The organism is Actinorhabdospora filicis (assembly GCF_030269765.1).
Classification (GTDB): Bacteria; Actinomycetota; Actinomycetes; order Mycobacteriales; family Micromonosporaceae; genus Actinorhabdospora; species Actinorhabdospora filicis.
Map to the genome: position 1 here is coordinate 173,909 of NZ_BSTX01000004.1, position 24,090 is coordinate 197,998.

22 protein-coding genes and 1 pseudogene are annotated in these 24,090 nt (G+C 73.1%); 7 read left to right on the plus strand and 16 right to left on the minus strand.

The window, feature by feature from the left end; genetic code table 11:
* Positions 1-46: 46 nt before the first annotated feature.
* On the plus strand, positions 47-1,183 hold the full coding sequence (locus tag QSK10_RS25785; RefSeq protein WP_285665600.1) for a sensor histidine kinase: 1,137 nt from the start codon (positions 47-49) through the stop codon (positions 1,181-1,183).
* Here QSK10_RS25785 and QSK10_RS25790 read toward each other — a convergent pair.
* The 4 genes from QSK10_RS25790 to QSK10_RS25805 all read right to left on the minus strand — a co-directional run bounded on the left by QSK10_RS25790 (position 1,180) and on the right by QSK10_RS25805 (position 5,411).
* Positions 1,180-2,109: an alpha/beta fold hydrolase gene (locus QSK10_RS25790; RefSeq protein WP_285665601.1), complete on the minus strand. Its 930-nt coding sequence runs from the start codon at positions 2,107-2,109 to the stop codon at positions 1,180-1,182. The two genes, QSK10_RS25785 and QSK10_RS25790, sit on opposite strands and share 4 nt — an antisense overlap.
* A 105-nt stretch (positions 2,110-2,214) precedes the next feature.
* On the minus strand, positions 2,215-3,924 hold the full coding sequence (locus QSK10_RS25795; protein ID WP_285665607.1) for a glycoside hydrolase family 35 protein: 1,710 nt from the start codon (positions 3,922-3,924) through the stop codon (positions 2,215-2,217).
* 350 nt (positions 3,925-4,274) lie between these two features.
* Positions 4,275-4,832, minus strand: a complete 558-nt coding sequence (locus tag QSK10_RS25800) for a DUF6058 family natural product biosynthesis protein (protein ID WP_285665608.1) — start codon at positions 4,830-4,832, stop codon at positions 4,275-4,277.
* Positions 4,833-4,853: 21 nt separating this feature from the next.
* Positions 4,854-5,411, minus strand: a complete 558-nt coding sequence (locus tag QSK10_RS25805; protein WP_285665610.1) for a histidine phosphatase family protein — start codon at positions 5,409-5,411, stop codon at positions 4,854-4,856.
* Between the two features lie 73 nt (positions 5,412-5,484).
* Between QSK10_RS25805 and QSK10_RS25810 the strand changes: the two genes are divergently transcribed.
* Both QSK10_RS25810 and QSK10_RS25815 read left to right on the plus strand, forming a co-directional pair.
* Positions 5,485-6,348 carry an NAD(P)-dependent oxidoreductase gene (locus QSK10_RS25810; RefSeq protein ID WP_285665611.1) on the plus strand — a complete coding sequence of 288 codons (864 nt, stop codon included), beginning with the start codon at positions 5,485-5,487 and terminating at the stop codon, positions 6,346-6,348.
* Positions 6,349-6,406: 58 nt separating this feature from the next.
* Positions 6,407-6,973 carry a hypothetical protein gene (locus QSK10_RS25815; RefSeq protein ID WP_285665612.1) on the plus strand — a complete coding sequence of 189 codons (567 nt, stop codon included), beginning with the start codon at positions 6,407-6,409 and terminating at the stop codon, positions 6,971-6,973.
* A 120-nt stretch (positions 6,974-7,093) separates the two neighbouring features.
* Here QSK10_RS25815 and QSK10_RS25820 read toward each other — a convergent pair whose 3' ends face one another.
* Complete coding sequence (locus tag QSK10_RS25820) at positions 7,094-7,831, minus strand: Fic family protein (protein WP_285665613.1); 738 nt, start codon at positions 7,829-7,831, stop codon at positions 7,094-7,096.
* Between the two features lie 287 nt (positions 7,832-8,118).
* Here QSK10_RS25820 and acs point away from each other — a divergent pair, with 287 nt between their 5' ends.
* Positions 8,119-10,086: an acetate--CoA ligase gene (acs, locus tag QSK10_RS25825; protein WP_285665614.1), complete on the plus strand. Its 1,968-nt coding sequence runs from the start codon at positions 8,119-8,121 to the stop codon at positions 10,084-10,086.
* 896 nt (positions 10,087-10,982) lie between these two features.
* Positions 10,983-11,663, plus strand: coding sequence for an SDR family oxidoreductase (locus QSK10_RS25830; protein WP_285665615.1), 681 nt, complete (start codon positions 10,983-10,985; stop codon positions 11,661-11,663).
* 58 nt (positions 11,664-11,721) lie between these two features.
* On the opposite strand, the gene QSK10_RS25835 is transcribed toward QSK10_RS25830, so the two are convergent.
* From QSK10_RS25835 to QSK10_RS25845, 3 genes are all read right to left on the minus strand, one after another.
* Entirely contained in the window at positions 11,722-12,075 is a 354-nt protein-coding gene (locus QSK10_RS25835; RefSeq protein ID WP_285665617.1) for a hypothetical protein, read from the minus strand.
* 26 nt (positions 12,076-12,101) lie between these two features.
* Positions 12,102-12,800, minus strand: a complete 699-nt coding sequence (locus QSK10_RS25840) for a phosphocholine cytidylyltransferase family protein (protein ID WP_285665618.1) — start codon at positions 12,798-12,800, stop codon at positions 12,102-12,104.
* Positions 12,801-13,388: 588 nt separating this feature from the next.
* Complete coding sequence (locus tag QSK10_RS25845) at positions 13,389-14,396, minus strand: LacI family DNA-binding transcriptional regulator (protein WP_285665619.1); 1,008 nt, start codon at positions 14,394-14,396, stop codon at positions 13,389-13,391.
* 1,543 nt (positions 14,397-15,939) lie between these two features.
* Here QSK10_RS25845 and QSK10_RS25850 point away from each other — a divergent pair.
* Positions 15,940-16,770, plus strand: a complete 831-nt coding sequence (locus QSK10_RS25850) for an HAD family hydrolase (protein ID WP_285665620.1) — start codon at positions 15,940-15,942, stop codon at positions 16,768-16,770.
* Positions 16,771-17,616: 846 nt separating this feature from the next.
* Here QSK10_RS25850 and QSK10_RS25855 read toward each other — a convergent pair.
* The 7 genes and pseudogenes from QSK10_RS25855 to QSK10_RS34330 all read right to left on the minus strand — a co-directional run.
* The gene (locus tag QSK10_RS25855; RefSeq protein ID WP_285665621.1) at positions 17,617-18,057 is read right to left on the minus strand and encodes an Rv3654c family TadE-like protein; all 441 of its coding nucleotides are present in this window, start codon (positions 18,055-18,057) and stop codon (positions 17,617-17,619) included.
* Positions 18,058-18,283: 226 nt separating this feature from the next.
* Positions 18,284-18,634: a TadE family type IV pilus minor pilin gene (locus tag QSK10_RS25860; protein ID WP_285665623.1), complete on the minus strand. Its 351-nt coding sequence runs from the start codon at positions 18,632-18,634 to the stop codon at positions 18,284-18,286.
* The gene (locus QSK10_RS25865; RefSeq protein ID WP_285665625.1) at positions 18,631-18,804 is read right to left on the minus strand and encodes a DUF4244 domain-containing protein; all 174 of its coding nucleotides are present in this window, start codon (positions 18,802-18,804) and stop codon (positions 18,631-18,633) included. The genes QSK10_RS25860 and QSK10_RS25865 overlap by 4 nt, the downstream gene beginning before the upstream one ends.
* Before the next feature lie 28 nt (positions 18,805-18,832).
* Positions 18,833-19,498: a type II secretion system F family protein gene (locus QSK10_RS25870; protein WP_285665627.1), complete on the minus strand. Its 666-nt coding sequence runs from the start codon at positions 19,496-19,498 to the stop codon at positions 18,833-18,835.
* Positions 19,498-19,704, minus strand: coding sequence for a hypothetical protein (locus QSK10_RS25875; protein ID WP_285665629.1), 207 nt, complete (start codon positions 19,702-19,704; stop codon positions 19,498-19,500). Before QSK10_RS25875 ends, QSK10_RS25870 begins: the two co-directional genes overlap by 1 nt.
* Complete coding sequence (locus tag QSK10_RS25880; protein ID WP_285665631.1) at positions 19,701-20,540, minus strand: type II secretion system F family protein; 840 nt, start codon at positions 20,538-20,540, stop codon at positions 19,701-19,703. Before QSK10_RS25880 ends, QSK10_RS25875 begins: the two co-directional genes overlap by 4 nt.
* Positions 20,541-20,758: 218 nt before the next feature.
* Positions 20,759-22,779, minus strand: a pseudogene (locus tag QSK10_RS34330) (TadA family conjugal transfer-associated ATPase); the annotation flags it as partial.
* Between the two features lie 252 nt (positions 22,780-23,031).
* On the opposite strand from QSK10_RS34330, the gene QSK10_RS25895 reads away from it, so the two are divergent.
* Positions 23,032-23,727, plus strand: coding sequence for an alpha/beta fold hydrolase (locus tag QSK10_RS25895; protein WP_285665634.1), 696 nt, complete (start codon positions 23,032-23,034; stop codon positions 23,725-23,727).
* Here QSK10_RS25895 and QSK10_RS25900 read toward each other — a convergent pair.
* On the minus strand, positions 23,724-24,089 hold the full coding sequence (locus QSK10_RS25900) for an ATP-binding protein (protein ID WP_285666433.1): 366 nt from the start codon (positions 24,087-24,089) through the stop codon (positions 23,724-23,726). The genes QSK10_RS25895 and QSK10_RS25900 overlap by 4 nt on opposite strands.
* Between the last annotated feature and the right edge of the window lies 1 nt (position 24,090).

Consider the following 24,090-nt stretch of genomic DNA (forward strand, 5'->3'; position numbering starts at 1 on the left):
TCACGGAACGAGACGGGGTCCTCCTGCCGGATGAGAAACTTCCCAGATGGTCGTCTGGAAGCTTCAGGGTCGCCTCGCCGACGCCGCCATCGCCGCCGGTGTCGGGCTAGCCGTCCTCATCGTCGCCCTCGTCGGCCTCGGCTACGACGCCCCCGAGGCGAACGGGTGGCTGGCCTGGCCTCTCATCGTCATCTCGGCCGCCGCCCTGTACTTCCGGCGCTCCCAACCGCTGCCCGTCGCGCTGGTGACACTGGTCTGCTGCGCGCTCTACTACCCGCTGACCGGCCCCGACGGGATGATCATCCTGACCTTCCTGGTCGCCCTCTACACCGTCGCCGCCGACTACTCGCTGCTCGCCGCCAGCGTCCTGGCCGCCGCGCCGCTGCTGGCGATCATCCTCGTCGAGGCCCGCTCACAGCTGCGGCACCTCGACGACGTCGCGATCTTCATGCTCGCCGGCTGGCTCGTGGCCATCATCGCCGCCGGCGGCGTCGTCCACAATCGCCGCGCCTACCTCGCCGAGGCCGAGCAGCGCACCCTCGCCGCCCGCCGCGTCCGCGAGGAGGAGGGACGCCTGCGCGCCAGCGAGGAGCGCCTGCGCATCGCCCGCGAGCTGCACGACGTCATCGGCCACAACATCTCGCTGATCAACGTGCAGGCCGCCGCCGCCCTGCACCGCCGCGAGTCCGGGCAGGCCCTGGACGCGCTCGCCGCGATCAAGGACACCAGCAAGGAGACCCTGCGGGAACTGCGCGCGACCCTCGGCGTCCTGCGGCAGGTGGACGAGGCCGCGCCCGTCGCGCCCGCGCCCGGCGTCGGCGACCTGCGCGCCCTCGTCGAGCGCACCGCCGCCACCGGCCTCCACGTCGACCTCGACCTGCCCGGGGGCCCGCCGCTACCGGCCGAAGTGGACCTGGCCGCCTACCGCATCGTCCAGGAGTCCCTCACCAACGTCACCCGCCACTCGGGCGCGACACGCGTGAGCGTGCGCGTCACCCGCGACGAGGACGCCGTGCGGCTGGAGGTCGCCGACGACGGCCACGGCCCCGGCGAGGCCACCCCCGGGCATGGGCTGCGGGGGATGGACGAACGCGCGCGAGCCCTCGGCGGCAGCTTCAGCGCGGGCGCCGCCGAGGACGGCGGATTCCGGGTGTCGGCGGTGCTGCCGGTGCGGCGGGACTAGATCTCCTTCACCCAGCGCAGGATCTCGCCCGTCACGATCTCCGGGGCCTCCAGGTGCGGGAAGTGCCCCACGTCCTCCAGCAGCCGCCACTCGTAACGGCCCTTCACGTACCGGCCCGAGCCCTGCGCCGTCCGGGGCAGCACACAGGTGTCGAACGCGCCGTGCAGCTGAAGCGTCGGCGTCATGATCGGCTCCTGCATGAGCCGCACGAACCGCCGCCCGGCCACCCGGATGCCCGTCCGGAACACCCACCGGTAGGCCTCCAGCGCGCAGAACGACACCTGCGGGATCTGCATCGCCTCCCGGCACCGGCGGGAGTACTCCACGAAATCGGCCGTGCCCGCCCACCGCGGGCCCGCCCAGTCGCGCAGGAACCGGCCCACCATGCGCGCGCCGTCCTTGGTGATCACGTGCTCGTAGCGCGGGATCTGGAAGCGCAGGATGTGCTTGGACGCCGCCAGCTGACCCCGCGGGTCCACCGCCAGCGCCGTCCGCATCCGCAGCGGATGCGCGGCGCCGACCACGATCAGCCGCCGCACCATCTGCGGATGGAACGACGCCGCCGTCCACGCCAGCAGCCCGCCCAGGTCGTGCCCGACGATGACCGCGTCGCGCTCGCCGAGGGCGCGGATCAGCCCGGCGACGTCGCTGGCCATCGTGTACGCGTCATAGCCGCGCGGCGGCTTGTCGCTGGCGCCATAGCCGCGCAGGTCCATCGCCGCGACGCGGTAACCGGCGTCGGCGAGGGCCTCCATCTGCTTGTGCCACGTCCACCAGAAACCGGGGTAGCCGTGCAGCATGAGGATCAGCGGGCCCGTGCCGAGTTCGGCGACGTGGAAGCGGCTGCCGTTCGCGTTGACGAACCGGTGCCGCCAAGGTCCGTCGATGAGTACATCCGACTCGTCGAATGTGGTGGCCCGCGTCATGGTGAACAGCCTACGAACGCGCGACACGCCTGTCCTGAGAAGAGGCTGAGAGGAGGCTCACCCCGGAACCGGTGAGCCGTCCCCGTCTGTGCGCATATGCGCAGGTCAGCCCAGGTCCGGGCCGCTCTCGAAGCGCACGCGCTTGTCGGCGACGTCCGTAGGGTGCATTTCCAGGACGACGACCTCGTTGCGGCCCCGCTTCACCAGGGGCCACGGGGTGTAGAGGGTCTTCTGCGGCCCGGCGTTCCAGTAGCGGCCCAGCAGGAACCCGTTCACCCAGACGTAGCCCTTCACCCAGCCCGGCAGGGCGAGGAAGCCGTCGGCCGGCTCGGCGGCGTCGAAGTGCCCGCGATGGAAGCCCGGGCCCGCTTCGCCAGGAATGTCAGACCCCCACGGTAGACCGGAGATGTCGTCGAGTTCCAGGACGCGCGTCTCCCACCCGTGGAGCTGCTGCAGGCGGTGCCGGACGCCCGTGACGCCCTTGTGCTCGCCGACGAAGGGGCCGTAGTTGACGCGGCCCATCGACTCCACGATCAGTTCGAGCGTGGCCGACTCCGAAGGCGAGGTGAGGTCCAGCGAGGTGTTCCCGTCGCGCTCCAGCACGGCCAGCTCGACGCCGTCCAGGTGGACGAGCGCGCGGTCGTGCAGGCCGTCCACGGTCAGCGTCTGCGTCTCGCGCGGTCCGCGCAGGTCGTGGCGGTAGACGACGACGCCGTGGTCGATCCCGAGCTCCTCGAAGGTGAGGGGGACGGGGGAGACGCGCGGCTCGCCGGTGAGCGCCGCCCGCAGGGGCAGGCTCTCGGCGAGCTCCACCGCGCCCGCGGGCAGGACGGGGGCGGGCGCGGGCGGCTCGGCGTCCAGGGGCAGGTGGCGGCCGATGACCTCGCGGAACAGGCGGTACTTCTCGGTGGCCGCGCCCCGCTCGTCGATGGGCGCGTCGTAGTCGTAGGAGGTGACGGTGGGCTGATAGGTCCCGTCGTGGTTGGCGCCGGCCCAGGTGCCGAAGTTGGTGCCGCCGTGGGCCATGTAGATGTTCACCGACGCGCCCGCGTCGAGCATCTCGGCCAGGACGCCGGCGGCGTCCTTCGGGTCGCGGGTGTGGTGGGGCTCGGTCCAGTGGTCGAACCAGCCGTTCCAGAACTCCATGCACCACGCGCGGTCGTCCGGGCGGCGCTCCTTCAGCTTGGCGAAGGCCTCGGCGGGCCGGGAGCCGAAGTTGACGGTGGCGGGCACGCCGGGCACGGTCCCGCCGGTGAGCATGGCGTCCTCGGGCCCGTCGGAGGTGAACAGCGGGACGTCGATGCCGCGCGCCTTGAGCCCGTCGGCGACGTGCCGGAGGTAGCCGAGGTCGCTGCCGTAGGAGCCGTACTCGTTCTCCACCTGCACGGCGAAGACGTTCCCGCCGCGGGTGACCTGGTGGGCGGCGATCTTCGGGACGAGCACGTCGAACCAGGCGTCCATCGCGGCGAGGTAGCCGGGGTCGACGGTGCGCGGCGCGCGTCCGGGCAGCCACACGGGCAGGCCGCCGTTCTCCCACTCGGCGCAGATGTAGGGGCCGGGACGCACGATCGCCGCCAGGCCCTCGTCGGCGGCCGCGCGCAGGAAGCCCTCCAGGTCGGCCAGCCCGGTGAAGTCGAAGACGCCCCGCCTGCGCTCGTGGAGGTTCCACGGCACGTAGGTCTCCACGGCGTTGGCGCCCATCGCCCGCAGCATCCGCAGGCGGTGCGACCACTGCTGCGGCAGGACCCGGAAGTAGTGCAGGGCACCCGACACGATCAGACGGTTCGGGTCGGAGAAATCAGCGGTAGTCAACACGATCGGACACTGTACCGATGTTCCCCCGCACGTCAACGGGGCCACGGGGAACCCACGGGGCAAAAAACGTGAAAAGGGATCAGGCGTGAGGGTTCCGTACCGGTAGGTAACGGCGTACAAAGAGAGATGCGGACCTCGCGCAACGTCCCCGGGACACGTTCCCAGACTGTTGAAGTGGAGCTCCGTGCACGGCCGCCAGGTACCCACGCGCGACCAGCCGCGGGAGGCGCGATGTGCCGGTGAACCGACAGTGGTGCCGGCACTCGATAAGAGCGCACGCATGGTAGCCAGGAATGGACGTGCCACGCGAGACGGCGCCCCGGGAACATCCGGGGCGCCGTCGTCTCGTCCTAGACCCCGTACTGCGCGCGCACACCCTCGATGAGCGTCGTCCGCGAGGTCGCCCGCCCGAACCGCCGCACGTCGTAGTCCGGCGCGAACGGCGGCTCCAGCGCGTCCAGCTCCCCCACGGCCCGGCCCAGCTCCACCAGGTCCGGCTCAACGCGCTCCAGCTGCGCCTCGATCCGCCGGACCAGCAGATGCTTCTGCATCATCGTCCCGGGCGTCACCGAGCGCACGCACACGAACTGGCCCGACAGGTACAGGTCCCAGTCGTCCTCGCCGACCGAGGACACGAACAGCTCGCGCAGGCCCTCGCCCAGCAGCCCGGGCAGCGCGAGATAGTCCGGGTGCACCATCTCGGCGCCGTCCGAGCGCAGGTAACCCGGCAGCGGCAGCTCACCGGCGAGCATCCGCGCGCGCAGGCCGTCCGGCGTCTCCTCACGGCCCTCGCAGACCTGCTCAAGGGTGCGGAACCACTCGCTCACATAGGCGTCATCGGCTTCGGTCATCGGGTGGTCGCCGTTGATCTCGCGGAAACGGGCGGCGACGGCGGTCTTCAGATCCATGCCCCGACGCTATGGCCGCCCTCATTCGCCGCCCGCCGAAAGATGCCCGGTGTAGGCGATCCGCACCGGACGCAGGTCCTCGATCGTGGTGACCGCCCCCGGTGGCATTCCCTCCTCCAGCAGGAGTGCGGGCACCCCTTCGTCGCCGACGAGAGTGCGCAGGAGATCGACCGTGACGCCACCATGCGCGGCCGCGATCACCGTCCCCTCGGCCTCGCGCAGGAAACCCAGGAACCGCTCGCCCGCCGCCCGCGAGGACTCGCCCTCCGCCGGGACGTGATCGCGGTCGGCGGTGCAGCGCGCCCAGTCGGCGAGGAAGTCGCCGATCGGGCGCGTCCCGTCCCAGTTCGCGCGCTCCCGCAGCCGCTCGTCGAGCCGCACGTCCAGCCCGAGCTTTGTTGCGAGCGGCGCGATGGTCTGCCGCGCCCGCAGCAGCGGACTCGACCAGAGCGTCACGCCGGGCGCCGTGGAGAAGTGGCGGGCCACCGCCTCCGCCTGGGCGAAACCCGCGTCGGTCAGCCCGGGATCGCCGGGGACGGGCAGTTTGGAGCCGTGCTGCACGATGTGCACGATCGTCATGCCGGTCAGTCTGCGGACGTCCCGGGCCGCACGCGAGGCGATTTCGCCGCACCCACCACCAAAGGAGCCGCGCATGTCCACCACCATCGGCCTCATCGGCACCGGCTACATGGGCGCCGGAATCGGCCGGGCCCTCCGCGAAGGCGGCGCGCGCGTCGTCGCCACCGTCGCCGGGCGCTCCCCGAGGTCCGGCCACCTGGCCACCGCGGCCGGAATCGAGCTGCTCCCCGGCCTCGACGACGTCCTGGCCGCCGCCGGCGTCGTCCTCTCGATCGTCCCGCCCGACCACGCGGCCACCGCCGCGCGCGAAGCCGACGCGGCCGCCCGCCGCGCGGGCGCGTCCCCGCTCTACGCCGACCTGAACGCCGTCGCGCCCGGCACCGTCCGGGCCATCGAATCACTGATCGCCCTCGACGTCGTCGACGGCGCGATCTCCGGCGGCCCGCCGAGCGCCCCCGGCGGCACCACCGTCTACCTCTCCGGGGCCCGCGCCGCCGAGCTCGCCGGGCTCCCGTGGGGCGGGACGGTCGTCCCCGTCGTCGTCGGGCCCGAGGTGGGCGCGGCCAGCGCGGTCAAGATGTGCACCGCGAGCGTGTACAAGGGCCTGGGCGCGCTCATGGCCAACGCCCTGTCCACCGCGGGCCACTACGACGTGGCCGATCACGTCATCGCCGACCTGCGCGGCGGCGTCGGCGACCCCGTCCGCAAGGTCGCCGTATCCGCCGCCAAGGCCCACCGCTTCGTCGGCGAGATGCTCGAAATCGCCGCCACCCAGGAGTCCGCCGGGCTCTCCCCGGACCTCTTCCGCGCGATCGCGGGCGTGTGGCGCGCCGTCGACGGCACCGAGCTGGCCGCCGGCGAGCCCGAGGACGTCCCCGGCGAGCTCGACGCACATCGGGTGATCAGGGGACTGCGGACGCCGCGCGCCACCTCGTAGAGTGGCGCGGCGGCCGTAGGCTGCGCCCGACCCCCTCCTCCGGCGACGAAAGACCCCCATGGAAGCGAACACCCTCGCGGCCGCCGACATCGACATGTCGAGCAGCCTCTTCAACGGCATCCTCATCGGCTACGCCGTCTGCGGCATCATCTTGATCCTGCTGGCGGCCATCGGCGGCAAGGCGAGCGCGGGCAAGCGCTGGACGCTCGGTGTCGTGGGCGCGATCATCCTCGCGATCGTCTCCGGATACGTGATCTTCGACTGGCACACCATGTGGATCCCCTCCGGCAAGGGATTCCTGTGCGTGACCATCGGCCCGATCGCGCTGATCATCTGGGGCATCGTGGGCCTGTTCAAGGCCGACGGGCACGACTCGTCCATCCCGCCCACGCAGCCCCCGAACGCGCAGCAGTGGAACGCGGCGAACCCGCAGGCGCAGCAGTGGGGCGCGCCCCAGCAGGCTCCGCCCCAGCAGTGGGGCCAGCAGCCGCCTCCGCCGCAGTACCCGCCGCAGCAGTACCCGCCCCAGGCGTACCCGCAGCAGCAGCCCTACCCGCCGCAGTACCCCCAGCAGCAGCCGCCGCCCCAGCAGTGGGGCCAGCAGCCGCCGCCTCCGCCGCGCTGATCACCCGAGAGGAGACAGATGATGCTCAAGCCCTGGCACATCCTGACGGTGCTGTGCGTCATCGGGGTGACCGCGATCGTGGCGGGCCTGATCGTGATGATCGTCAAGCGCAAGAGCTAGTCACCCGACGCGGGCGCAGACGGTCTCCATGACCTCGCAGCCCTCCTCGACGGCCGCGGCGTAGTGCCGCAGCCAGGACCGCACGCCGTCGCCGGTGCCGGTCGCGAACGCGTTCACCGAGCCGAGGTACTCCGGCTCGCGCGCGGCGTGACCGGCGTCCACGGCGATCAGCCCGCGCGGGTCCAGCCCGCGCACGGCCAGCACCAGTTTCGCCGCCGCCCGCGCGACCACCCCGTTGCCGCCGTCGAAGGCGCCCAGCGCGATGACCTCGGCCTCCACCACGGCCGCGAGCAGCAGCGCGGGGGCCTCGGTCTCGGTCGCGGCCAGCTCGCACAGCTGCGTGAACCGCGCCGCCCCGGCTTGCGTGAGCGCCGACGAGGGACGCCCGAGCCCGGCGTCCGGAGCCACGCCCCGCGCCGCCAGGACGTGCAGCCGCGCCAGCGCCTGCCTCGGGGCCTTCTCCCAGACGCCGACCAGGTTCGGCAGCTCCGCCGCCACCCGCAGGGCGCCCTGGACCACCGGGTCGGTCACCGTCCCCGAGCGGACCTCCTCCACGTCGTAGGCGGCGCCGTCGAGCGCGGCCGAGGCGACCGCGTCCAGCAGCGAGACCTCCGTGGCGACGGTGGCGCCGTGCTTGCGCAGCGTCCGGTTCCACAGGGCCTTGTCGACGCGCGCCCGCGCGGCGTCGAGGGCGGGGGAGACCTCGGGGAGGTCGAGCAGCGGAGTCAGCGCGGACATGCCGCGACGTTACCGCCCGGTACACGGGACGGGGCGGGTGGCGTCGGCCGCGCCTCCGGCGTCACACGCGTCACTCTTTACCATCGCGCCCCGAACCGGCCCGGGCCAATCGGGACGAATCCAGTTGATCTTGCACGTTGATGCTCGATGGCGAGCGCTACCTGTCACCCATGTGCAACCTCCGTGCTATCCGTGCTCAGGCGGGGCGCGCTAGTGTCATGGGTCATACGACGGACATCACGCCGATCCGCCGGCGCACCGCAGCTCGACCAAGGGAGCCCGCTGACATGACCGACACGCCGCAGGAGACCCTCGCCAACCTCCTCACCGAGACCCGGCGTTTCGACCCGCCCCCGGCGCTCGCGGCCACCGCGAACGTCACCGCCGCCGCCTACGAGCAGGCCGCCGCCGACCGCCTCGGCTTCTGGGAGCAGGCCGCGCGCCGCCTCCACTGGGGCACCGACTGGGAGCAGACCCTCGACTGGACCAACCCGCCCTTCGCGAAGTGGTTCGTCGGCGGCGAGCTCAATGTCGCCTACAACTGTCTCGACCGGCACATCGAGGCCGGCAACGGCGACCGGGTGGCCATCTACTGGGAGGGCGAGCCCGCCGGCGACGAGCGCGTCATCACCTACGCCGAGCTGCTCACCGAGGTCAAGAAGGCGGCCAACGCGCTCACCGACCTGGGCGTCGTCGCCGGTGACCGCGTGGCGATCTACATGCCGATGATCCCCGAGGCCGCCGTGGCGATGCTGGCCTGCGCGCGCATCGGCGCCACGCACTCGGTGGTCTTCGGCGGCTTCTCCGTCGACGCCCTCTCGGGCCGCATCAACGACGCCACCGCGAAGGTCGTCATCACCGCCGACGGCGGGTACCGCCGGGGCAAGCCGTCGGCGCTGAAGCCGACCGTGGACGAGTCGGTCGCGCTGTGCCCGTCCGTCGAGAAGGTCCTCGTGGTCCGCCGCACCGGCGAGGACGTCGCGTGGACCGACAAGGACGTCTGGTGGCACGACGCGGTGGGCTCCGCGTCGGAGGACCACGAGGCCCAGAACTTCGGCGCCGAGCACCCCCTGTTCATCCTGTACACCTCGGGCACCACCGCCAAGCCGAAGGGCATCCTGCACACCTCCGGCGGCTACCTGACCCAGGCGTCCTACACCCACCACGCCGTCTTCGACCTCAAGCCGGAGACCGACGTGTACTGGTGCACCGCCGACATCGGCTGGGTGACCGGGCACTCCTACATCGTCTACGGCCCGCTCTCCAACGGCGCCACGCAGGTCATGTACGAGGGCACCCCCGACACCCCCCACCGCGGCCGCTTCTGGGAGATCGTCCAGAAGTACAAGGTGACGCTGCTGTACACCGCGCCCACCGCCATCCGCACCTTCGCCAAGTGGGGCGACGACATCCCCGCCCAGTTCGACCTGTCGAGCCTGCGCGTCCTGGGCTCGGTCGGCGAGCCGATCAACCCCGAGGCGTGGATCTGGTACCGCGACAACATCGGCGGCGGCAAGACCCCCATCGTCGACACCTGGTGGCAGACCGAGACCGGCTCCATGATGATCTCGCCGCTGCCGGGCGTCACCTCGACCAAGCCGGGCTCGGCCCAGCGTCCCCTCCCCGGCATCGCCGCCGACGTCGTCGACGACGAGGGCAAGTCCGTGCCGAACGGCGGCGGCGGTTACCTCGTCCTGCGAGAGCCGTGGCCGTCGATGCTGCGCGGCATCTGGGGCGACGAGCAGCGCTTCATCGAGACCTACTGGTCGCGTTTCGACGGCATGTACTTCGCCGGTGACGGCGCCAAGCGCGACGACGACGGCGACATCTGGCTCCTGGGCCGCGTCGACGACGTCATGCTCGTGTCCGGCCACAACATCTCGACCACCGAGGTCGAGTCGGCCCTGGTCAGCCACCCCAAGGTGGCCGAATCGGCCGTCGTCGGCGCCACCGACCCCATCACCGGGCAGGGCATCGTCGCGTTCGTGATCCTCGTCGGCTCCGCCGAACCCGACGACAACCTGACCACCGAACTGCGCAACCACGTCGCCCACACCCTCGGCCCGATCGCCAAGCCGCGCCAGATCATGCTCGTCCCCGAGCTGCCCAAGACCCGCTCCGGCAAGATCATGCGCCGCCTCCTGCGCGACGTCGCCGAGCAGCGGTCCCTGGGCGACGTGACGACGCTGCAGGACTCGGCGGTCATGGAGCTGATCGCCTCGGGCATGAAGACGGCGAAGTCGGACGACGAGTAGGACCCTTTGTAGGACGCCGGGTAGGACGCGGAGTGACTCGCGGGTTTCGGCCCGCCGGGTGACTTCGGTGGCTTCGACGGCTCCGACCGCCTGAGCGGCCGGTGTGACTCGTGGGCCGCGCACGGGGATTCCCGTGCGCGGCCTTTCGCTTGCTTTCTCAAGCGGGTCGCTCGCGTGAGGCCGCTGCGACGCGACCACCCCGGTCTCTTGCGTGCGAATCGGCCTACGGGCCCCGGCGTGCGCGAGACCGGGGCTCGTGTCCTTTCGGGCCGCCGCTCGTTGATCCAGATGAGGCACGCGGCACGACGCCCGCACCGTGACGGTGGGGCGTCGGCATCCCGGCACGCGTCGCCGTCTCGGCCGTCTGACGTATCCGTGAGCGCGCTGTCCCGTCATCGCCTGTGGTGGGCCTCGTCCCACTGTGTCAGGGCGGCACCGTCCATACTCGACACTCGCTGATCGGCGCCTCCGCCGAGCCGTTCGCCACACCTGGGTCCCGGGCTCGCCGGTGGTCGCCGTCTCGGCCGCCTGGCGCGCTCCTTGCGAGCGCCATCCCGCCATCGCCCGTGGCCTTGCCGTGTCAAGTCGCGGCACCGTCCACACCCGACACCTTCCGATCGCCCCCCGTGCCAGGCCGTGTGCCGCACCCGCGGCTCCGCCGACAGTCGACGCCGGTCGTCACTGTCACGCCCGTCCGGCCTGTCCCGTGGGCGCGCCGCCCCTCCATCGCCTGTGGCGGAGAATCGTCCGCCGCGTGGTCCATGTCGTGCCGTCACCGTCCACATCCGCGCTGCCCGCCCGCCACACCACCGTCCGCTCCCCACACCCACCGAGCCGCACACCACACCCGCGCGACCTCGCCGTCCCGTCCGGCACCCGGCTGGTTCGATCACCGCATGGACTTCGAGGGACTGAACGTCGCCGTCACCGGCGCGGGCCGTGACACCGGGCACCTCCTCGCGACGGAGTTCGCCCGTCGTGGCGCGCGCGTCTTCGCCGGGGCCCGCTCTCTCTCGGCCGCCGAGGAGACCGCAGCCACGACCGGCGGCGAGGGCTTCGCGTGCGACCTGGGCGATCCGGCGTCCGTCCGCGCCTTCGCCGAGGCCGTCGCCGCCCGCACCGAGCGGCTCGACGTTCTGATCAACAACGGCGCGCCCTACCTTCACGGCGACCTGCTCGACGCCTCCGACGAGGACATCGCCGCCACCATCACCGCCGGGGCCACCGGCACCGTCCTGCTCACCCGCGCGCTGCTGCCGCTGCTGCGCGCCTCGGCGCGGCCCGACATCGTCACCCTGGTGTCCGCTGCCGGGGAGCCCGGGCAGCACAGGTCGCGGGCGCACCCGGCGTTCTACGCGGCCAAGCACGCCCAGTCCGGCTTCACCGAGATCCTGTCCGACCGGCTGCGCGCGGAGGGCGTCCGCGTCATCTCGCTCTACCCGCCGGACTTCGTCCAGCGCGGCGAACGCGTCACCGGCGCCGCGCTGACCGCCGCGTCCGTCGTGGACTGCGTGCTGTTCGCGGTGGGACAGCCGCGCGACTGCTTCATCAGGGAGTTCCGCTTCGAGCAGGTGTGAGACCACCTGACACGGACGTGAACACGGGCGAGTCGCCGCATCTTGCGCGGGTGGCACCTCACCCCAGCTGCAGCGCCGCCCCGCACACCGGGCAGTACGCGACCGTGGCGATCGAGTTGACCGCCACGTCGCAGGCCTGGCACGTACCTTGCGTCCCCACGCCCGGCTGCGTCACGTACCGCGCGTCGGGCCAGGCGACGAGCGCGATGTCGGCCTCGGTCGACTGGGCGCGCTCGGGGCGTCCCTCGGCCCACACGGTCGCCTCGGCGAGGACCATGGTGGTGCGCATGTCGCCGGTCTCGGTGAAGTCCTGGTGCCTGGGCAGTACGCGTGACAGCACGTAGATCAGCGCGCGCGGATCGAGCGCGGCGAGCTGCTCGGCGAGGGCGTCGTACGGGTGCGGAGCGGACATGCGCGGATCGTATCGGCCGCGCGAGGCTACCCGCGGGTCTCGATCTCGTTGGCGCGTGTCAGGTCCTCGGCGAAGTCGACCTCGACGACCCCGAACGCGGAGATGTCGACCGGGCGGATGCGCACGCCCTCGGCGATCGCGCCCTCCAGCCCGGCCTCGAAGTAGTCGGTGTCCTCGACCAGGTCCAGGTGCCGGACGACCGTCGCGCGATCGGCGGGCGCCACGTAGTTGATGCCGACGGCCTCCCCGAGCCCACCGGTGACCTGCTTGGAGAGCGCGTCGATGAAGCCGTCCGCGCCGAGGGTGTACTTGACCTCCTCGTCGGCGACCTTCTCGGTGTTGACGCACACGAAGCTGCCGCCGTCGCCGATCACCCGCACCAGCGACGGCAGGAGGCCCGGCTCGAACACGACGTCTCCGTTGAACCACAGGACACCGCCCTCGGGGGCCAGCCGGAACGCCTTCAGCAGCGACTTGGAGGTGTTCGTCTGGTCGAAGAGCTCGTTGTACACGAACACCGCCTCACCGGCGGCGGCCTCCATGATCTGCTCCATCTTGAAACCGACCACGATCGAGATGTGCGCGTCCGGGAACGCCGCGGTGATGTGGTCGAGCTGCTGCCGGAGGATGCTGCGGCCGTCCGCGAGCGTCGTCAAGGGCTTCGGGTGGGGACGCCCGAGCCGCGTTCCCATGCCGGCGGCGAGGATGACGACGTTCAATGCCATGCGGATCTCCCAGCGGGTGATGGTGAAGCGGTGATCCACCACGCTACCCGGCGTTCACCCGGTCCCCGGGGTCCCGGACCACCCGTGGCCCGGCCGAAGATGCCGCAGGACATGGGGACGCCGTGCCCGCACCGGGCCCGGCGCTACCGGTGGCCCGGCCGAAGATGCCGCAGGACGCGAGGACGCCGTGCCCCGGCACCGCGAGTGGGCTGGTGGTGCCGTTCGACATGCAGATGCTGCGCCTGAACCGCACTCCGGTACTACCGGTGGCTCGGCCGGTGGCGCCGCTGGATATGGGGGTGCTCCACCGCACTGTGCCCCGGCACCACCAACGGCCCGGCGGTGGTGCCGTTGGATCGGGGGTGCTCCACCCCACCGCACCCCGGCACCACCAACTGCCCGGCCGTGGTGCCGCTGGGCATGGGGTGCTCCGGTACCAGTGCCGGTGGTGGCCGATCGGTAGCGCGGGCGGACTTGGCGATGCCATGGCATCGCCTCACCACCGGCGGCCTCGGCTCACCGGCCTCGTCCCGCCTCGCTCACGACCGTCCCATGCCGCCTCGTGGTCGCGGGGCCGTCGCGGTCGCGCTATCCCGCGTCCAGCACTCGCACCGAGTCGCGCACGACCAGTTCCGCCGGAGCGTCCACGACACCGTCGTCCGGGCCCTCCAGGGCCAGTCTCAGGGCCTCCTCGCCCATCCCGGCCAGTGGCAGGCGGACGGTGGTGAGCGCGGGCGAGAGGTCGGCGACCACGGGCACGTCATCGAACCCGGCCACGGACACGTCGTCGGGCACCGCGATCCCGCGCTCCCGCAGCGCCGTGCAGAAACCCGTCGCCATCACGTCGCCGGTCACGAACACCGCCGTCGGTCCCGGCGTGAACTCGCGGCCCGCGCGGTAACCGCCGTCCCGGCTGAAGTCGGCGTGCAGGACGACCGGCGCGGGCAGTCCCGCCAGGCCCTCCGTGAAGCCCGCCAGCCGGTCGGCGACCGTCAGCAGGCTCGGCGGTCCCGCCACCACCGCGAACGACCGGTGCCCGGCCGCCACCAGGTGCTCGGCGAGCTTGCGCGCGCCCGCCCGGTTGTCCGGCCGCACGACCGCGCCCGGCAGCCCGTGCTGCCCGACCGTCACGACCCTCGCCCCACCCGCGCGCAGATCGGCGAGCTCCGCCGCCAGCGCCGCCTCGGCGTCCTCGTCGCTGGTCCGCGAACCCACCAGGATCGCCGCCTGCGGACGATGCGCGCGCAACGCGGCCAGATGCTCCGCCTTGACCCGCGGATCGTCCCCCGTGTCGGCGATGAGCACCCGCACCCCCTTGGCGTCGGCCGCGGCCAGCACCCCACCCGCGATCGCGGCGAAGTACGGGTCGGAGACGTCGTGGAGCAGCAGCGCCACCGTCCCCGAACTCTTCCGCGCGAGCGCCTGCGCCTGCGCGTTCGGGGTGTACCGCAGCTCACGAGCGGCCGCGAGGACCTTCTCGTGCAGGGTCTTGGTGACGCGATGCCGGGAGCCGTTCAAGACCCGTGACGCGGTCGCCGGGGAGACCCCCGCGAGTGCGGCCACGTCCGCGAGCCGGGCCTGCCGCTGGTTGGACATCTGCGCAAGTTAGCACCCCGCCGCGACATGACGGGCATGACCGCAGGTGAGCTGCGGACGGGAAGGGCCGGCGCACCCACGACGATCGGCCCGCGGCACGGATCCGGCCGTCGCTTGACCGCATGGTTCACCGCGGTGCCGAACCGGCCATCGGCCCATCGCTGGGTTCGCCAAGGTGCCCATGCCGCCACCGGCTGATCGCTGGGTTCCTCAGGGTGCCCATGTCGCCGTCGCGTGACCGCTCGGCGCGCCGCAATGTCGATCCGGCCGTCGCGCGATCCCCGGGTCCGCCAGGGCGCCCATGCTGCCACCGGCCGATCGCTGGGTTCGCCAAGGCGCCCATGCCACAGTCGCGTGACCGCTCGGTTCACCAGATTGCCCGTGTTGCCGTCGCGTGACCGTTCGGCGCGCCGCAGTGTCGATCCGGCCGTCGTGCGATCTCTGGGTTCGTCAGGGTGCCCGTGTCGCTGCCACATGACCGCTCGATTCGTCGCAGCATCGATCCAGCCGCCGCCCCATGACCTGATCTACGGCGGCTGGTCCGTCGCAGCACCGATGAGGCCGCCTCATCACCTCGCCGCCGTCCCACCACGCTCGGGCGCACCCGCGATCCCATCGGCCGACGCCATGCCGTGCTCTCGCCACCCACGCCGCGCCTTCGTTGCACCGCGACCCGCCTCCCGAGCGCTGCTTGCGGGGCACCCACCTCCAGCAGCTCGGGGAGTGCGGCGGCGTGGACGGCCGCGACCTGCCTCCCGCTCTGCTCACCGCGCCACCACAGCGCGCCCACCGCACATGCCGCTCCGCCGAGCGGCCTTCGGGAACTCGCCGTGCCGGCAAGGCTCATCCCATCGCGCATCGCGCATCGCTCGGATCATCACGGCGCCGATGTGGCCGTCGCGCGACCGCCCGTCCGCCGTGGTGTCGATCCGGCGGTCCGGCCGTCGAGGAGTGCCATGGGGTCGTCGAGTCGTCGAGTCGTCGAGGCCATGAGGCCGTTCGTCCCATGGCCGCACCATGAGCGCGTCCCGCCGCCCATGTCCGTCGCGTGCTCGTGCGAGCGAACGCGGCGGGGCCGGGGCCGGTGTCGCCCCCGCTCGTGTGCTTGGTCTCGGAGGGTCGCCCGGAGGCACCGGCGGTCGGGGAGCGCGGGCGAGGCGGCGTCCATCGGCTCGGCTCGGCCGTCGAAGATCGAAAACATGATCTGCGCCACTTTTCAGTGACTGATGACCCTCTGTCTACAAAGGAGTCACAGGTGGGTGATCTTGGCCGGAGTCGGCCGGAATAGAGGACGGCCCCTATCGGGGGGGAAGACAGGGGCCGTCGGGGGGTCCGGCTCCGGGGGGGATGCGAGCCAGACCCGCTCAGCGGCCACGGGGGGAGGCAACCGCTGAGGGTTCATGCACGCGGCTCAGGTTGGAGATGAAACCGCGTCACTTGTGTGTACCACAAGGATGCCCGAAGATGCACCCCGCCGTCGACCCGTGAGCGGGTACGTGGCACGGCACACGGCCGTTTGTCTACCCCTCATAGACTCTTCGCCATGGCAGGTAGCGCCGCGTTCTTCGACCTTGACAAGACGGTCATCACCAAGTCGAGCGTTCTCGCGTTCGGCAGACCTTTGTACCAGGGCGGCCTGATGAGCCGCGGTGCGGTGTTGCGCGCTGCGTACGCCCAGCTGGTCTACAAGATCGCCGGTGCCGACGAGGACCAGATGGCCCGTACCCGCGACTATCTCGCGAAGCTGTGCGCGGGCTGGCCGGTGGAGCAGGTCAACCAGATCGTGGCCGAGACCCTCCACGACCTGATCGACCCGTACATCTACGCCGAGGCGGCCGCCCTCATCGAGGAGCACCAGGCCGCCGGACGCGACGTCATCCTCGTGTCGGCCTCCGGCGAGGAGATGGTCCGCCCGATCGGGCAGCTCCTCGGTGTGGACGACGTCATCGCCACCCGCATGGTCGTCGCCGACGGCCGCTACACCGGCGAGGTCGAGACCTACGTCGCGGGCCCCGTGAAGGCCGAAGCCATCACCGCCTTGGCCGCCGAACGCGGATATGACCTCTCGGAGTCGTACGCCTACTCCGATTCGGTGACAGACGTACCCATGCTGGAGACGGTCGGACATCCGACAGCCGTCAACCCCGACCGCGGACTCCGCAAGGTCGCTGCCGAACGCGACTGGCCGATGGTGACCTTCAAGCACCCCATTTCGCTGCGGAAACGCTTCGCCAGCCTCCGCGAGAAGCCCGCCATCCCGACCGCGACCCTCGCGATCGGCCTGGGAATCGCCGTCGCGGTGGGGCTGATCTGGTACGGCAAGCGACGCAAGGCGGCGAGGCTCCGCGCGACGGCCGCCTTAGGGACGGCCTGAACGGCGACCAGAACGGCGAACAGAGGACGATTCGCTCACCGACCTGATGCTGCAACGCCGGACTGGCGTGCAGCGATGCAGGTCAGGAAGGGGTGCTCCCCGTGCGCGCGGGGATGAGCCCCCATGCGGGTCATCGTCGGTCGCCATCACGCAGTGCTCCCCGTGCGCGCGGGGATGAGCCGGCGTACACCGTCCGCAAAGGCGTCGACCGGACGTGCTCCCTGTGCGCGCGGACGGGCTCGCGTGTACGGAGTGGGTGGGCCACGAGGCCGGGTGCTACCCACTGCTGTGGGGTGGGCCGTCGATCTCGGCGCTGAGGTGGCGGCCATGCCTTCGCCGTCGGCGCGGGCGTGAGCCCTCACCAGCCGCGATCTCATTGCTGCGTACCCGTGCCCCCGTGTGCGTGGAGTGTGCCCCGAAGGCGACCTCACGGCGGCTCGATCGCCTCATCTCGGCCTCGGTGCGATCGTGCCCAGCACCGTCGGCCGCCTTCGGGGGTTGGCCCGCGCGGCGCCCTTGGGCGTGCTTGGCGGGATCGTCGTGCCGGAGCTGCCGGCGGGTCGCCTGGATGTCTCCGGCCGATCCTCCCGTGGGAGGCGTGACCCAGACTCCGGCGGCGCGGCGGTCCTGTCCGTGCGCTCGATCGTCCCAGCCCTGGCGGTGTGCCCTCATGGGCGCCGCGCGGGGGTTCATGCGCGTCCCTGAGGCGGGGCGCGGCTCCCCTGGCCCGGGATGCGGGCGGGCAGGGGGCGGAGGGGTGTTCTCCGCGAGTGGTGGCGTGGCGGGCTGACGGGGGTGGGTGCGGTCACCTGGCTCCTCTCGGCTCACGGCCGTGTCTCATGCGGGTCATGTCTCGGTCGCGGTCTCCGGAATGGGCGCGGGCTCCGGTGGAGTCGTCTCCTCCGGTGCGGCGGGTCCCGCTCGCGATGACGCTTCGGCGGTACGCGAGCCCAGGCCCGGGAGGGGGATGTCGACGCTCATCGACACGGTGGTGACGGCGTCCAGGCCGTCGACGGCGCACCTCATCAGGCGGCCGCCGTTGGCCTCGGCGATGTGGAGGGCGGAGGCGCAGGCGAACTCCTGCCCGGCGAGGGCGTGAGGTGCGGCGGCGAGGGCGGCGAAGTCGGCGGCGGCCTGGGCCTGGTGGCGGGCGATCATGGCGGCGGCGATGGCCGCGACGCCGATCGCGAGCAGCAGGACCGCCAGGCCGATGCCGATGGTGATGACCGAAGCCGATCCCCGGTCGCCCTTGACCGCGTCAGCCCGGCCAGTGCCGCCTCGTGCCATCGGGGTGGGGCACGGGTCGGGGACGGCTCGCAGCGGCGGAAACGGGCCCGGCCCGGGCGCGGCGCGGGCCGGTGGGCGTGGATGGGGACTCGGTGAGCCCGGGCGCCTCCGCACGGCCATGAGCGGTCTGGCGCGGGGCACAGGGCCGTCGAGCGGGTGGCCGTCGAGGCGGTGGCGGCCGGGTTTCGTGGATGCCGGGTGCATGGTGCGGGTCCTTTCGGGTGCTTCAGGTGATCGCGCCGGGTTCGGTGGCGGCGACGGCGTCGCCGGAGACGCGCAGGGGCGGGAGGAGACCGCCCAGGAGGGGGACGTCGGCGGTGACGGCGGCCGTGACGGTCTCGGGTCCGGCCTGGACGGAGACGGTCGCGCCGGGCGGGGCGCGGAGGCTCGCGGCGTGCTCGGCGGACTCGCCCCGTGAACCGGCGAGGGCGGCCTCGCGGGCGGCGTCCAGGCAGCGCATGCGGGTGCCGACGGCGGTGATGGCGGTGACGCCGGTCAGCAGCAGGAGGACGGCGACGGGCAGGACGGCGGCGAACTCGGCGGCCACCGAACCGCGCTCGCCTCGGCGGACGGTCATTGGAGGGCCTTCTCGATCAGGTCGGTGATGGCCGAGGCGACGCCGGACGAGGTGACCACCTTGAGCAGCAGCCCGGCGAAGGCGACGGCCGCGATGATCAGGACGGCGTACTCGGCGGAGACGGCTCCGCGTTCACCGCGGAAGCGGCGGGGACGTGTGGGTGGGCGCATGGAATACCTCCGGGTGTGCATCGGCATGTCAGGCGGGAAGGACGTCGCCGAGGACGGCGGCGACCACGGGGACGAGTCCCATCAGGACGAACGCGGGCAGGAAGCACAGGCCCAGCGGCAGGACGATGAGGACGCCGGCGCGTTCGGCGGTGGCCTCGGCGGACAGGGCCGCCCGTTCGCGCAGTTCCCCGGCGAGGCGGCGCAGACCGCCCGCGAGGGCCGCGCCCGAGCCGCTGCTGCGGACGGCGGCCCCGGCCAGCCGGGACGCGCCGGGCAGGTCGGTGAGCGGCCGCCAGGCCGCGGGTGTGTCGCCCTCGGCGTGGAGCGCGGTGGTGACCCGGGACAGCCGCTCGGCGAGCGGGCCATCGAGCGCGGAGGCGACCGCGCCGACGGCGGCGCGAGTGGTCGTCCCGGCGGCCAGGCACGCCGACAGCAGGTCGAGCGCGAAAGGCAGGTCGGCGGCCGCCCGGCGGCGTTCGGCCAGGACCGGCGCCGGGACGCGGGTCCGCAGGACCCAATCGGTGAGGACGCCCGTCACGCAGCCCAGGACGAGCCCAGTGGCCCCGCCCACGAGGGCGAGGACCGCCAGCCCGGCCAGGCCCGCCGTCGCTGCTCGCCAGGGCCCACCGCGCAGCCGTCGGGTGAGCGGTGGGGCCTCGCCGCGCATGCGGCGCAGGCGCGCGATGGGCCTCATCACCGCCGCCCGGGAGGTCGCCCGGCTCCGGGGCGGAGACCGGGTGGCCGCGTCGGAGCGGGACGGTGGGCGGGACGGACGGGAGTGTCGGAGGAGGGCGGTACGGGGAACAGGACCTCGGCGTGCCAGGGCGAGAACAGGTGCCAGGGCCAGTGGCCCTCGCCCTCGGGCTCATCGGCCCCGGCCAGGATGACATGCGTGTTCATGACGTGACCTCCATGGGTGTGGACAGCCGCCGGGCCCAGAGCAGGCCCAGGATCTGCAGGACCACCGCCGCCAGCGCGCAGACCGCGCCCAGCGGGGTGTGGAAGAGGACTTCGGTGACATCGCCGCCGAGAGCGGACCCGAGGGCGAGCCCGGCGAGCGGCAGCGCGGCCAGCAGCCCGGTGCTGGCGCGGGCGCCGCTGACCCGGACGGCGGCGCGAGAGGCGGCGCGCTGGACGGCGTGCAGGTCGGCTTCGAGCCGGTCGAGGATCTCGGCGCAGGGCGCGCCGGTCGCCTCGGCGACGGTCAGCGCGGTGGTGAGGCGGCGCTCGGCGAGTGCCGCGCCGGGATGGTGGGGCAGTCGTGCCAGGGCCTCGCGGGTGGCCCGGTGTGCGGGTGCTCCGGCGCGCAGCTCGGCGGCGAGCTCGCCGATGGCGCGGCGGGCCTCGTCGCGGGCGGCGGTGACCCGGCGTTCGCGCCGGGCACGGCGGACGGCCAGCAGCAGCGCGGACGCGTAGATCGCGGCCAGGAGCCCGGCGACCGGGCCGTGCCAGAGGGCTCCGGCGATACCGGCGGCCAGGGCGGCCCACGCGAGGGCGGCATCCGACTCGACGGGGAAGCGCGCCGCAAGGTACCGGTGGAGGGACGGGGCGGGCCGCGCCGGACGCAGCGCGGCCAGCCGCCGCCGCTCGCGCGAGGGCAGGGCGAGGACCGGGCGCCGGGGCCCGGTGGAGCGGTATCTGGGTGTCGTGGGCCGGGTCGTGTCCGGGAGCCGCCGTACGGCCGACGAGGACGGCCGGGTGACGCGTGGGGCGGTTCCCTGCGGGATGGGCCGCACCGGCGCGGGCGCGAGCGTGAACCATGAGGGCCGGGCCCGGGGCGACGCCGGGCGCGGGTGCTCGTGAGCCGCTCCCGCCACGGTGGCCAACGGTTCCGCTCGGGAAGCCCGGGACGGCGAGGCGAGCGCTGTCCGCGACGAGGCCCGCCGTCGGGCGTCCTTCGCACCCGGCTCGGCGCCGACCGGAGACGACACCCCGCGCGGGCGTTCCCTCGGCGTCAGCATCGCCCCTCCTCCAGCACTGCCGGGACCGCCACCCCGCGCGCCCGCAGTAGCCGCGCCACCTCCGGCGCGGCCGGTACCGCGCCACCGTCGCGGCGCCAGGCGGGGACCACCCGGACGCTCTGCCCGTCGGGAGCCAGCCGCAGCAGGCTCACCTCGTGCAGGACGCGTCCGCTGGGCGTGCGGCGCAGGTGCAGGACCATCCGCAGGGCGGCGGCCACCTGCGCGTGCAGCCCCGCCCGGTCGAGACCGTGCGGCAGCGCCAAGGCCTCCAGCCGAGCCGGGACGTCGGCGGCGCTGTTGGCGTGGACGGTGCCCGCGCCGCCGTCGTGACCGGTGTTGAGCGCGGTGAGCAGCTCGGCGACCTCGGCGCCGCGGCACTCGCCGACGATGATGCGGTCGGGCCGCATGCGCAGGGCTTGGCGGACGAGGTCGCGCAGTCCGACGCGTCCGGCGCCCTCGACGTTGGCCGCGCGGGCCTCCAGGGTGAGGACGTGGGGGTGATCGGGGCGCAGTTCGGCGGCGTCCTCGACGATGACGATGCGCTCGGTGTGCGGGACGAGGCCGAGGAGCGCGCTCAGCAGGGTCGTCTTGCCGCTGCCGGTGCCGCCGGTGACCAGCAGTGCCAGCCGGGCGGTGACGAGGGCGGCGAGGAGCTCGGCGGAGGCCTCGGTGAGCGTGCCGGCCCCGGTGAGTTCGCGCAGGGTGAAGGCGCGTGAGCGGAACATCCGCAGTGACAGGTACGGCCCGCCGACGGCCACCGGTGGCAGGACGGCGTGCAGCCGCGAGCCGTCGGCCAGGCGCGCGTCGACGTAGGGGTGCGCGTCGTCGAGGCGGCGTCCGCAGTCGGCGGCGAGGCGCTGCGCGAGCCTGCGGACCGCCTCGGCGCCGCCGAGGTCGATCGGCACGCGCTCCAGCCCGTCGCCGCGGTCGAGCCACACCTCGTCGGGCCCGTTGACGAGGACATCGGTGACGTCGGGGTCGCAGACGAGCGGATCGAGGACGCCCGCGCCGATCATGTGAGCACGCCCCCTTCGGCGAGCAGGCGCGTGCACATCGACAGCAGCGCGCCCTTGGGGCGCAGCCCGTCGAGGGTGCCGCGCCGGACGCGGTCGTCGAGTTCGGACTCCGACTCGTAGGTCTCGCGCAGGGGCAGGCCGAGGGTGTCGGCGACCTCGGTGACGGGGACGCGGTCGGCGTCGCGGACGATCAGCTCCGGCGCGTCCCAGTGCGGCCCGTAGGCGGCGAGGACGGCCCGCGCGGCCCCGCTGCCCTGGACGGTGCCCCGGGCCACGAGATAGGCCGTGGTGCACCGCTCGGCGGTGCGGGTCGCGGCGGCGTCGGGGTGCCGGGGCAGGTCGGCGACCACCACGTCGTAGATGTCGCGGGCGGCGTCGAGGGTCTTGTCGAGCAGCTTCGCCGGGACCGAGGCGGGCGCGGCGGGCCTGGTGGCCAGGACCGCCAGGCGACCGTCGTTGACCAGCTGACTGGGTTCGAGGCTGGGCCGCTCCAGCCCGGCGAGGTCGGGCCAGCGCCGCCCGGGCCGCGCCTCCCAGCCGATGAGGAGGTCGAGTCCGCCGCCGAGGGGGTCCAGGTCCAGCAGCAGCGTCTGCCGTCCGGCCCGCGCGGCGGCCAGGGCGAGAGCCGCCGCCAGGACACTCGATCCGGCGCCCCCACCGCCGCCGACCACGCCGATGACGGGGACGGGCGGCGGCGCGGGAGCGAACCAGCGGGCCAGCAGCACCCGCGCGGCGGTGACGGGGGCGACGCAGGACGCGCCCAGCCGCATCGCGGCCGTCCACGGCGGCCGCTGGTCGCTCGGCGAGGGCGGCAGCAGGACGGCCACGCGGTCGTGCGGCGGCGGTTCGGCGTCGGCGCAGGCGGGCGCGGCGTCATGGCCGAGGACGACGCAGGGCGCGCGGGACCAGTGCCGCCTGGCCTCCTCGAAGGTCGGCGCGACGAGCGGCTCGGTCTGCGCCGAGTCGCACAGGCGCTGGAGCTCGTCCAGGAGCAGGCGGTCGGTGGTGATGACGAGAGGGCGGTTTCGTGCGGACATCGGATCATCGCCTCCGGAATCGGATGACTTCGGGTGATTCCGAGCTTTGACGATCTCCGTCAACCTGGCAAACAGGACCTTCCCGGACCTGTGGATAACTTGTGCATTGTGGATGAAAATACCCACCCGGGTATACGGCCTGTGGATAACTCACGCGTGGTCCGGACCACACTGGACACGCGGTGTCGCAACGGTCGCCTAGGCTTCCCCTCCATGACGACTTTCGTGCTCGTCCCCGGCGCCTGGGGTGGCGCGTGGATGTGGGAGCCGGTCACGCGCGAACTCACCGCCGCCGGGCACACCGTCCACGCCGTGACGCTCCCGGGCCTGCACGCCCACGGCAGCGAGGAGCGGTCCTCGATCACCCTCGACGACCACGTCGCCTACGTGCGCGGCCTGCTGGACGAGATCGGCGAGACCGGCGTCGTCCTCGCCGGGCACAGCTACGCGGGCATCGTCGCCGGGCTGGTCGCCGCCGCCGAGCCCGAACGCGTCGGGCACACCGTCTTCGTCGACGCGAACGTGCCGGTCGACGGGCACTCCATGATCGACGGCTGGTCGCCCGAAGGGCGCGCGCACGTCACGGCCGCCATCGAGGCCAACGGCGGGCTCTGGCCCGTCCTGTCCGCCGAAGACCTCGACGGGCAGGACTTCGACGACGCGCGGCTCGCGCTGTTCCTCGGGCGTTCCCTGCCGCATCCGGGCCGCACGATCTTCGGCGTCGCCAAGCCGGAGCGCCCGCTGACCGAGCTGAGCGCGACCTACATCAACTGCACGCTGAACGGCGAGGACCCGAACCCGGCCGCCGCCCCGTACCGCGACGTGTGGCGCTTCGTCGAGCTGCGCACGGGCCACTGGCCGATGCTCACCAAGCCCAAGGAGCTGGCCGCGATCCTGCGGGCGGTCTAACGCCAGTGCAGGACGACCGTCGTGCCCACCCCGTTGATCCCCGGGGTGGTGCGCAGGTCGCTGACCAGACCCGACAGCAGCGCCATCGCCACGGGGTCGGCGCTCTCACCGGCGGGCGCGCGGTCGCTCACCCGCACGGTGAACCCGCCCCCGTTGCCCTCGCACTCCAGGCGCACGGGCTCGCGCAGCCCGTGCCGCTGGTGCCGGGCGACGGCCTGCGCGCAGGCCTCACCGACGGCGAACCGGACCTCGTCCAGCGCCTCGCCGCGCACGCCGGCCTGCTGCGCGGCGGCTCCGGCGACGAGACGGACCGTCCGCACGTGGGCCGGGGCGGGGGTGAAACTGACCCGCACCACCGGCATC

Excerpts from the sequence above, each read along its gene's own strand:
- QSK10_RS25785 (WP_285665600.1), top strand. The coding sequence starts at position 47 with ATGGTCGTCTGGAAGCTTCAGGGTCGCCTCGCCGACGCCGCCATCGCC.
- QSK10_RS25790 (WP_285665601.1), bottom strand. The coding sequence starts at position 2,109 with ATGACGCGGGCCACCACATTCGACGAGTCGGATGTACTCATCGACGGA.
- QSK10_RS25800 (WP_285665608.1), bottom strand. The coding sequence starts at position 4,832 with ATGGATCTGAAGACCGCCGTCGCCGCCCGTTTCCGCGAGATCAACGGC.
- QSK10_RS25805 (WP_285665610.1), bottom strand. The coding sequence starts at position 5,411 with ATGACGATCGTGCACATCGTGCAGCACGGCTCCAAACTGCCCGTCCCC.
- QSK10_RS25810 (WP_285665611.1), top strand. The coding sequence starts at position 5,485 with ATGTCCACCACCATCGGCCTCATCGGCACCGGCTACATGGGCGCCGGA.
- QSK10_RS25815 (WP_285665612.1), top strand. The coding sequence starts at position 6,407 with ATGGAAGCGAACACCCTCGCGGCCGCCGACATCGACATGTCGAGCAGC.
- QSK10_RS25820 (WP_285665613.1), bottom strand. The coding sequence starts at position 7,831 with ATGTCCGCGCTGACTCCGCTGCTCGACCTCCCCGAGGTCTCCCCCGCC.
- acs (WP_285665614.1), top strand. The coding sequence starts at position 8,119 with ATGACCGACACGCCGCAGGAGACCCTCGCCAACCTCCTCACCGAGACC.
- QSK10_RS25830 (WP_285665615.1), top strand. The coding sequence starts at position 10,983 with ATGGACTTCGAGGGACTGAACGTCGCCGTCACCGGCGCGGGCCGTGAC.
- QSK10_RS25835 (WP_285665617.1), bottom strand. The coding sequence starts at position 12,075 with ATGTCCGCTCCGCACCCGTACGACGCCCTCGCCGAGCAGCTCGCCGCG.
- QSK10_RS25840 (WP_285665618.1), bottom strand. The coding sequence starts at position 12,800 with ATGGCATTGAACGTCGTCATCCTCGCCGCCGGCATGGGAACGCGGCTC.
- QSK10_RS25845 (WP_285665619.1), bottom strand. The coding sequence starts at position 14,396 with ATGTCCAACCAGCGGCAGGCCCGGCTCGCGGACGTGGCCGCACTCGCG.
- QSK10_RS25850 (WP_285665620.1), top strand. The coding sequence starts at position 15,940 with ATGGCAGGTAGCGCCGCGTTCTTCGACCTTGACAAGACGGTCATCACC.
- QSK10_RS25855 (WP_285665621.1), bottom strand. The coding sequence starts at position 18,057 with ATGGCACGAGGCGGCACTGGCCGGGCTGACGCGGTCAAGGGCGACCGG.
- QSK10_RS25860 (WP_285665623.1), bottom strand. The coding sequence starts at position 18,634 with ATGACCGTCCGCCGAGGCGAGCGCGGTTCGGTGGCCGCCGAGTTCGCC.
- QSK10_RS25865 (WP_285665625.1), bottom strand. The coding sequence starts at position 18,804 with ATGCGCCCACCCACACGTCCCCGCCGCTTCCGCGGTGAACGCGGAGCC.
- QSK10_RS25870 (WP_285665627.1), bottom strand. The coding sequence starts at position 19,498 with ATGAGGCCCATCGCGCGCCTGCGCCGCATGCGCGGCGAGGCCCCACCG.
- QSK10_RS25875 (WP_285665629.1), bottom strand. The coding sequence starts at position 19,704 with ATGAACACGCATGTCATCCTGGCCGGGGCCGATGAGCCCGAGGGCGAG.
- QSK10_RS25895 (WP_285665634.1), top strand. The coding sequence starts at position 23,032 with ATGACGACTTTCGTGCTCGTCCCCGGCGCCTGGGGTGGCGCGTGGATG.
- QSK10_RS25900 (WP_285666433.1), bottom strand. The coding sequence starts at position 24,089 with ATGCCGGTGGTGCGGGTCAGTTTCACCCCCGCCCCGGCCCACGTGCGG.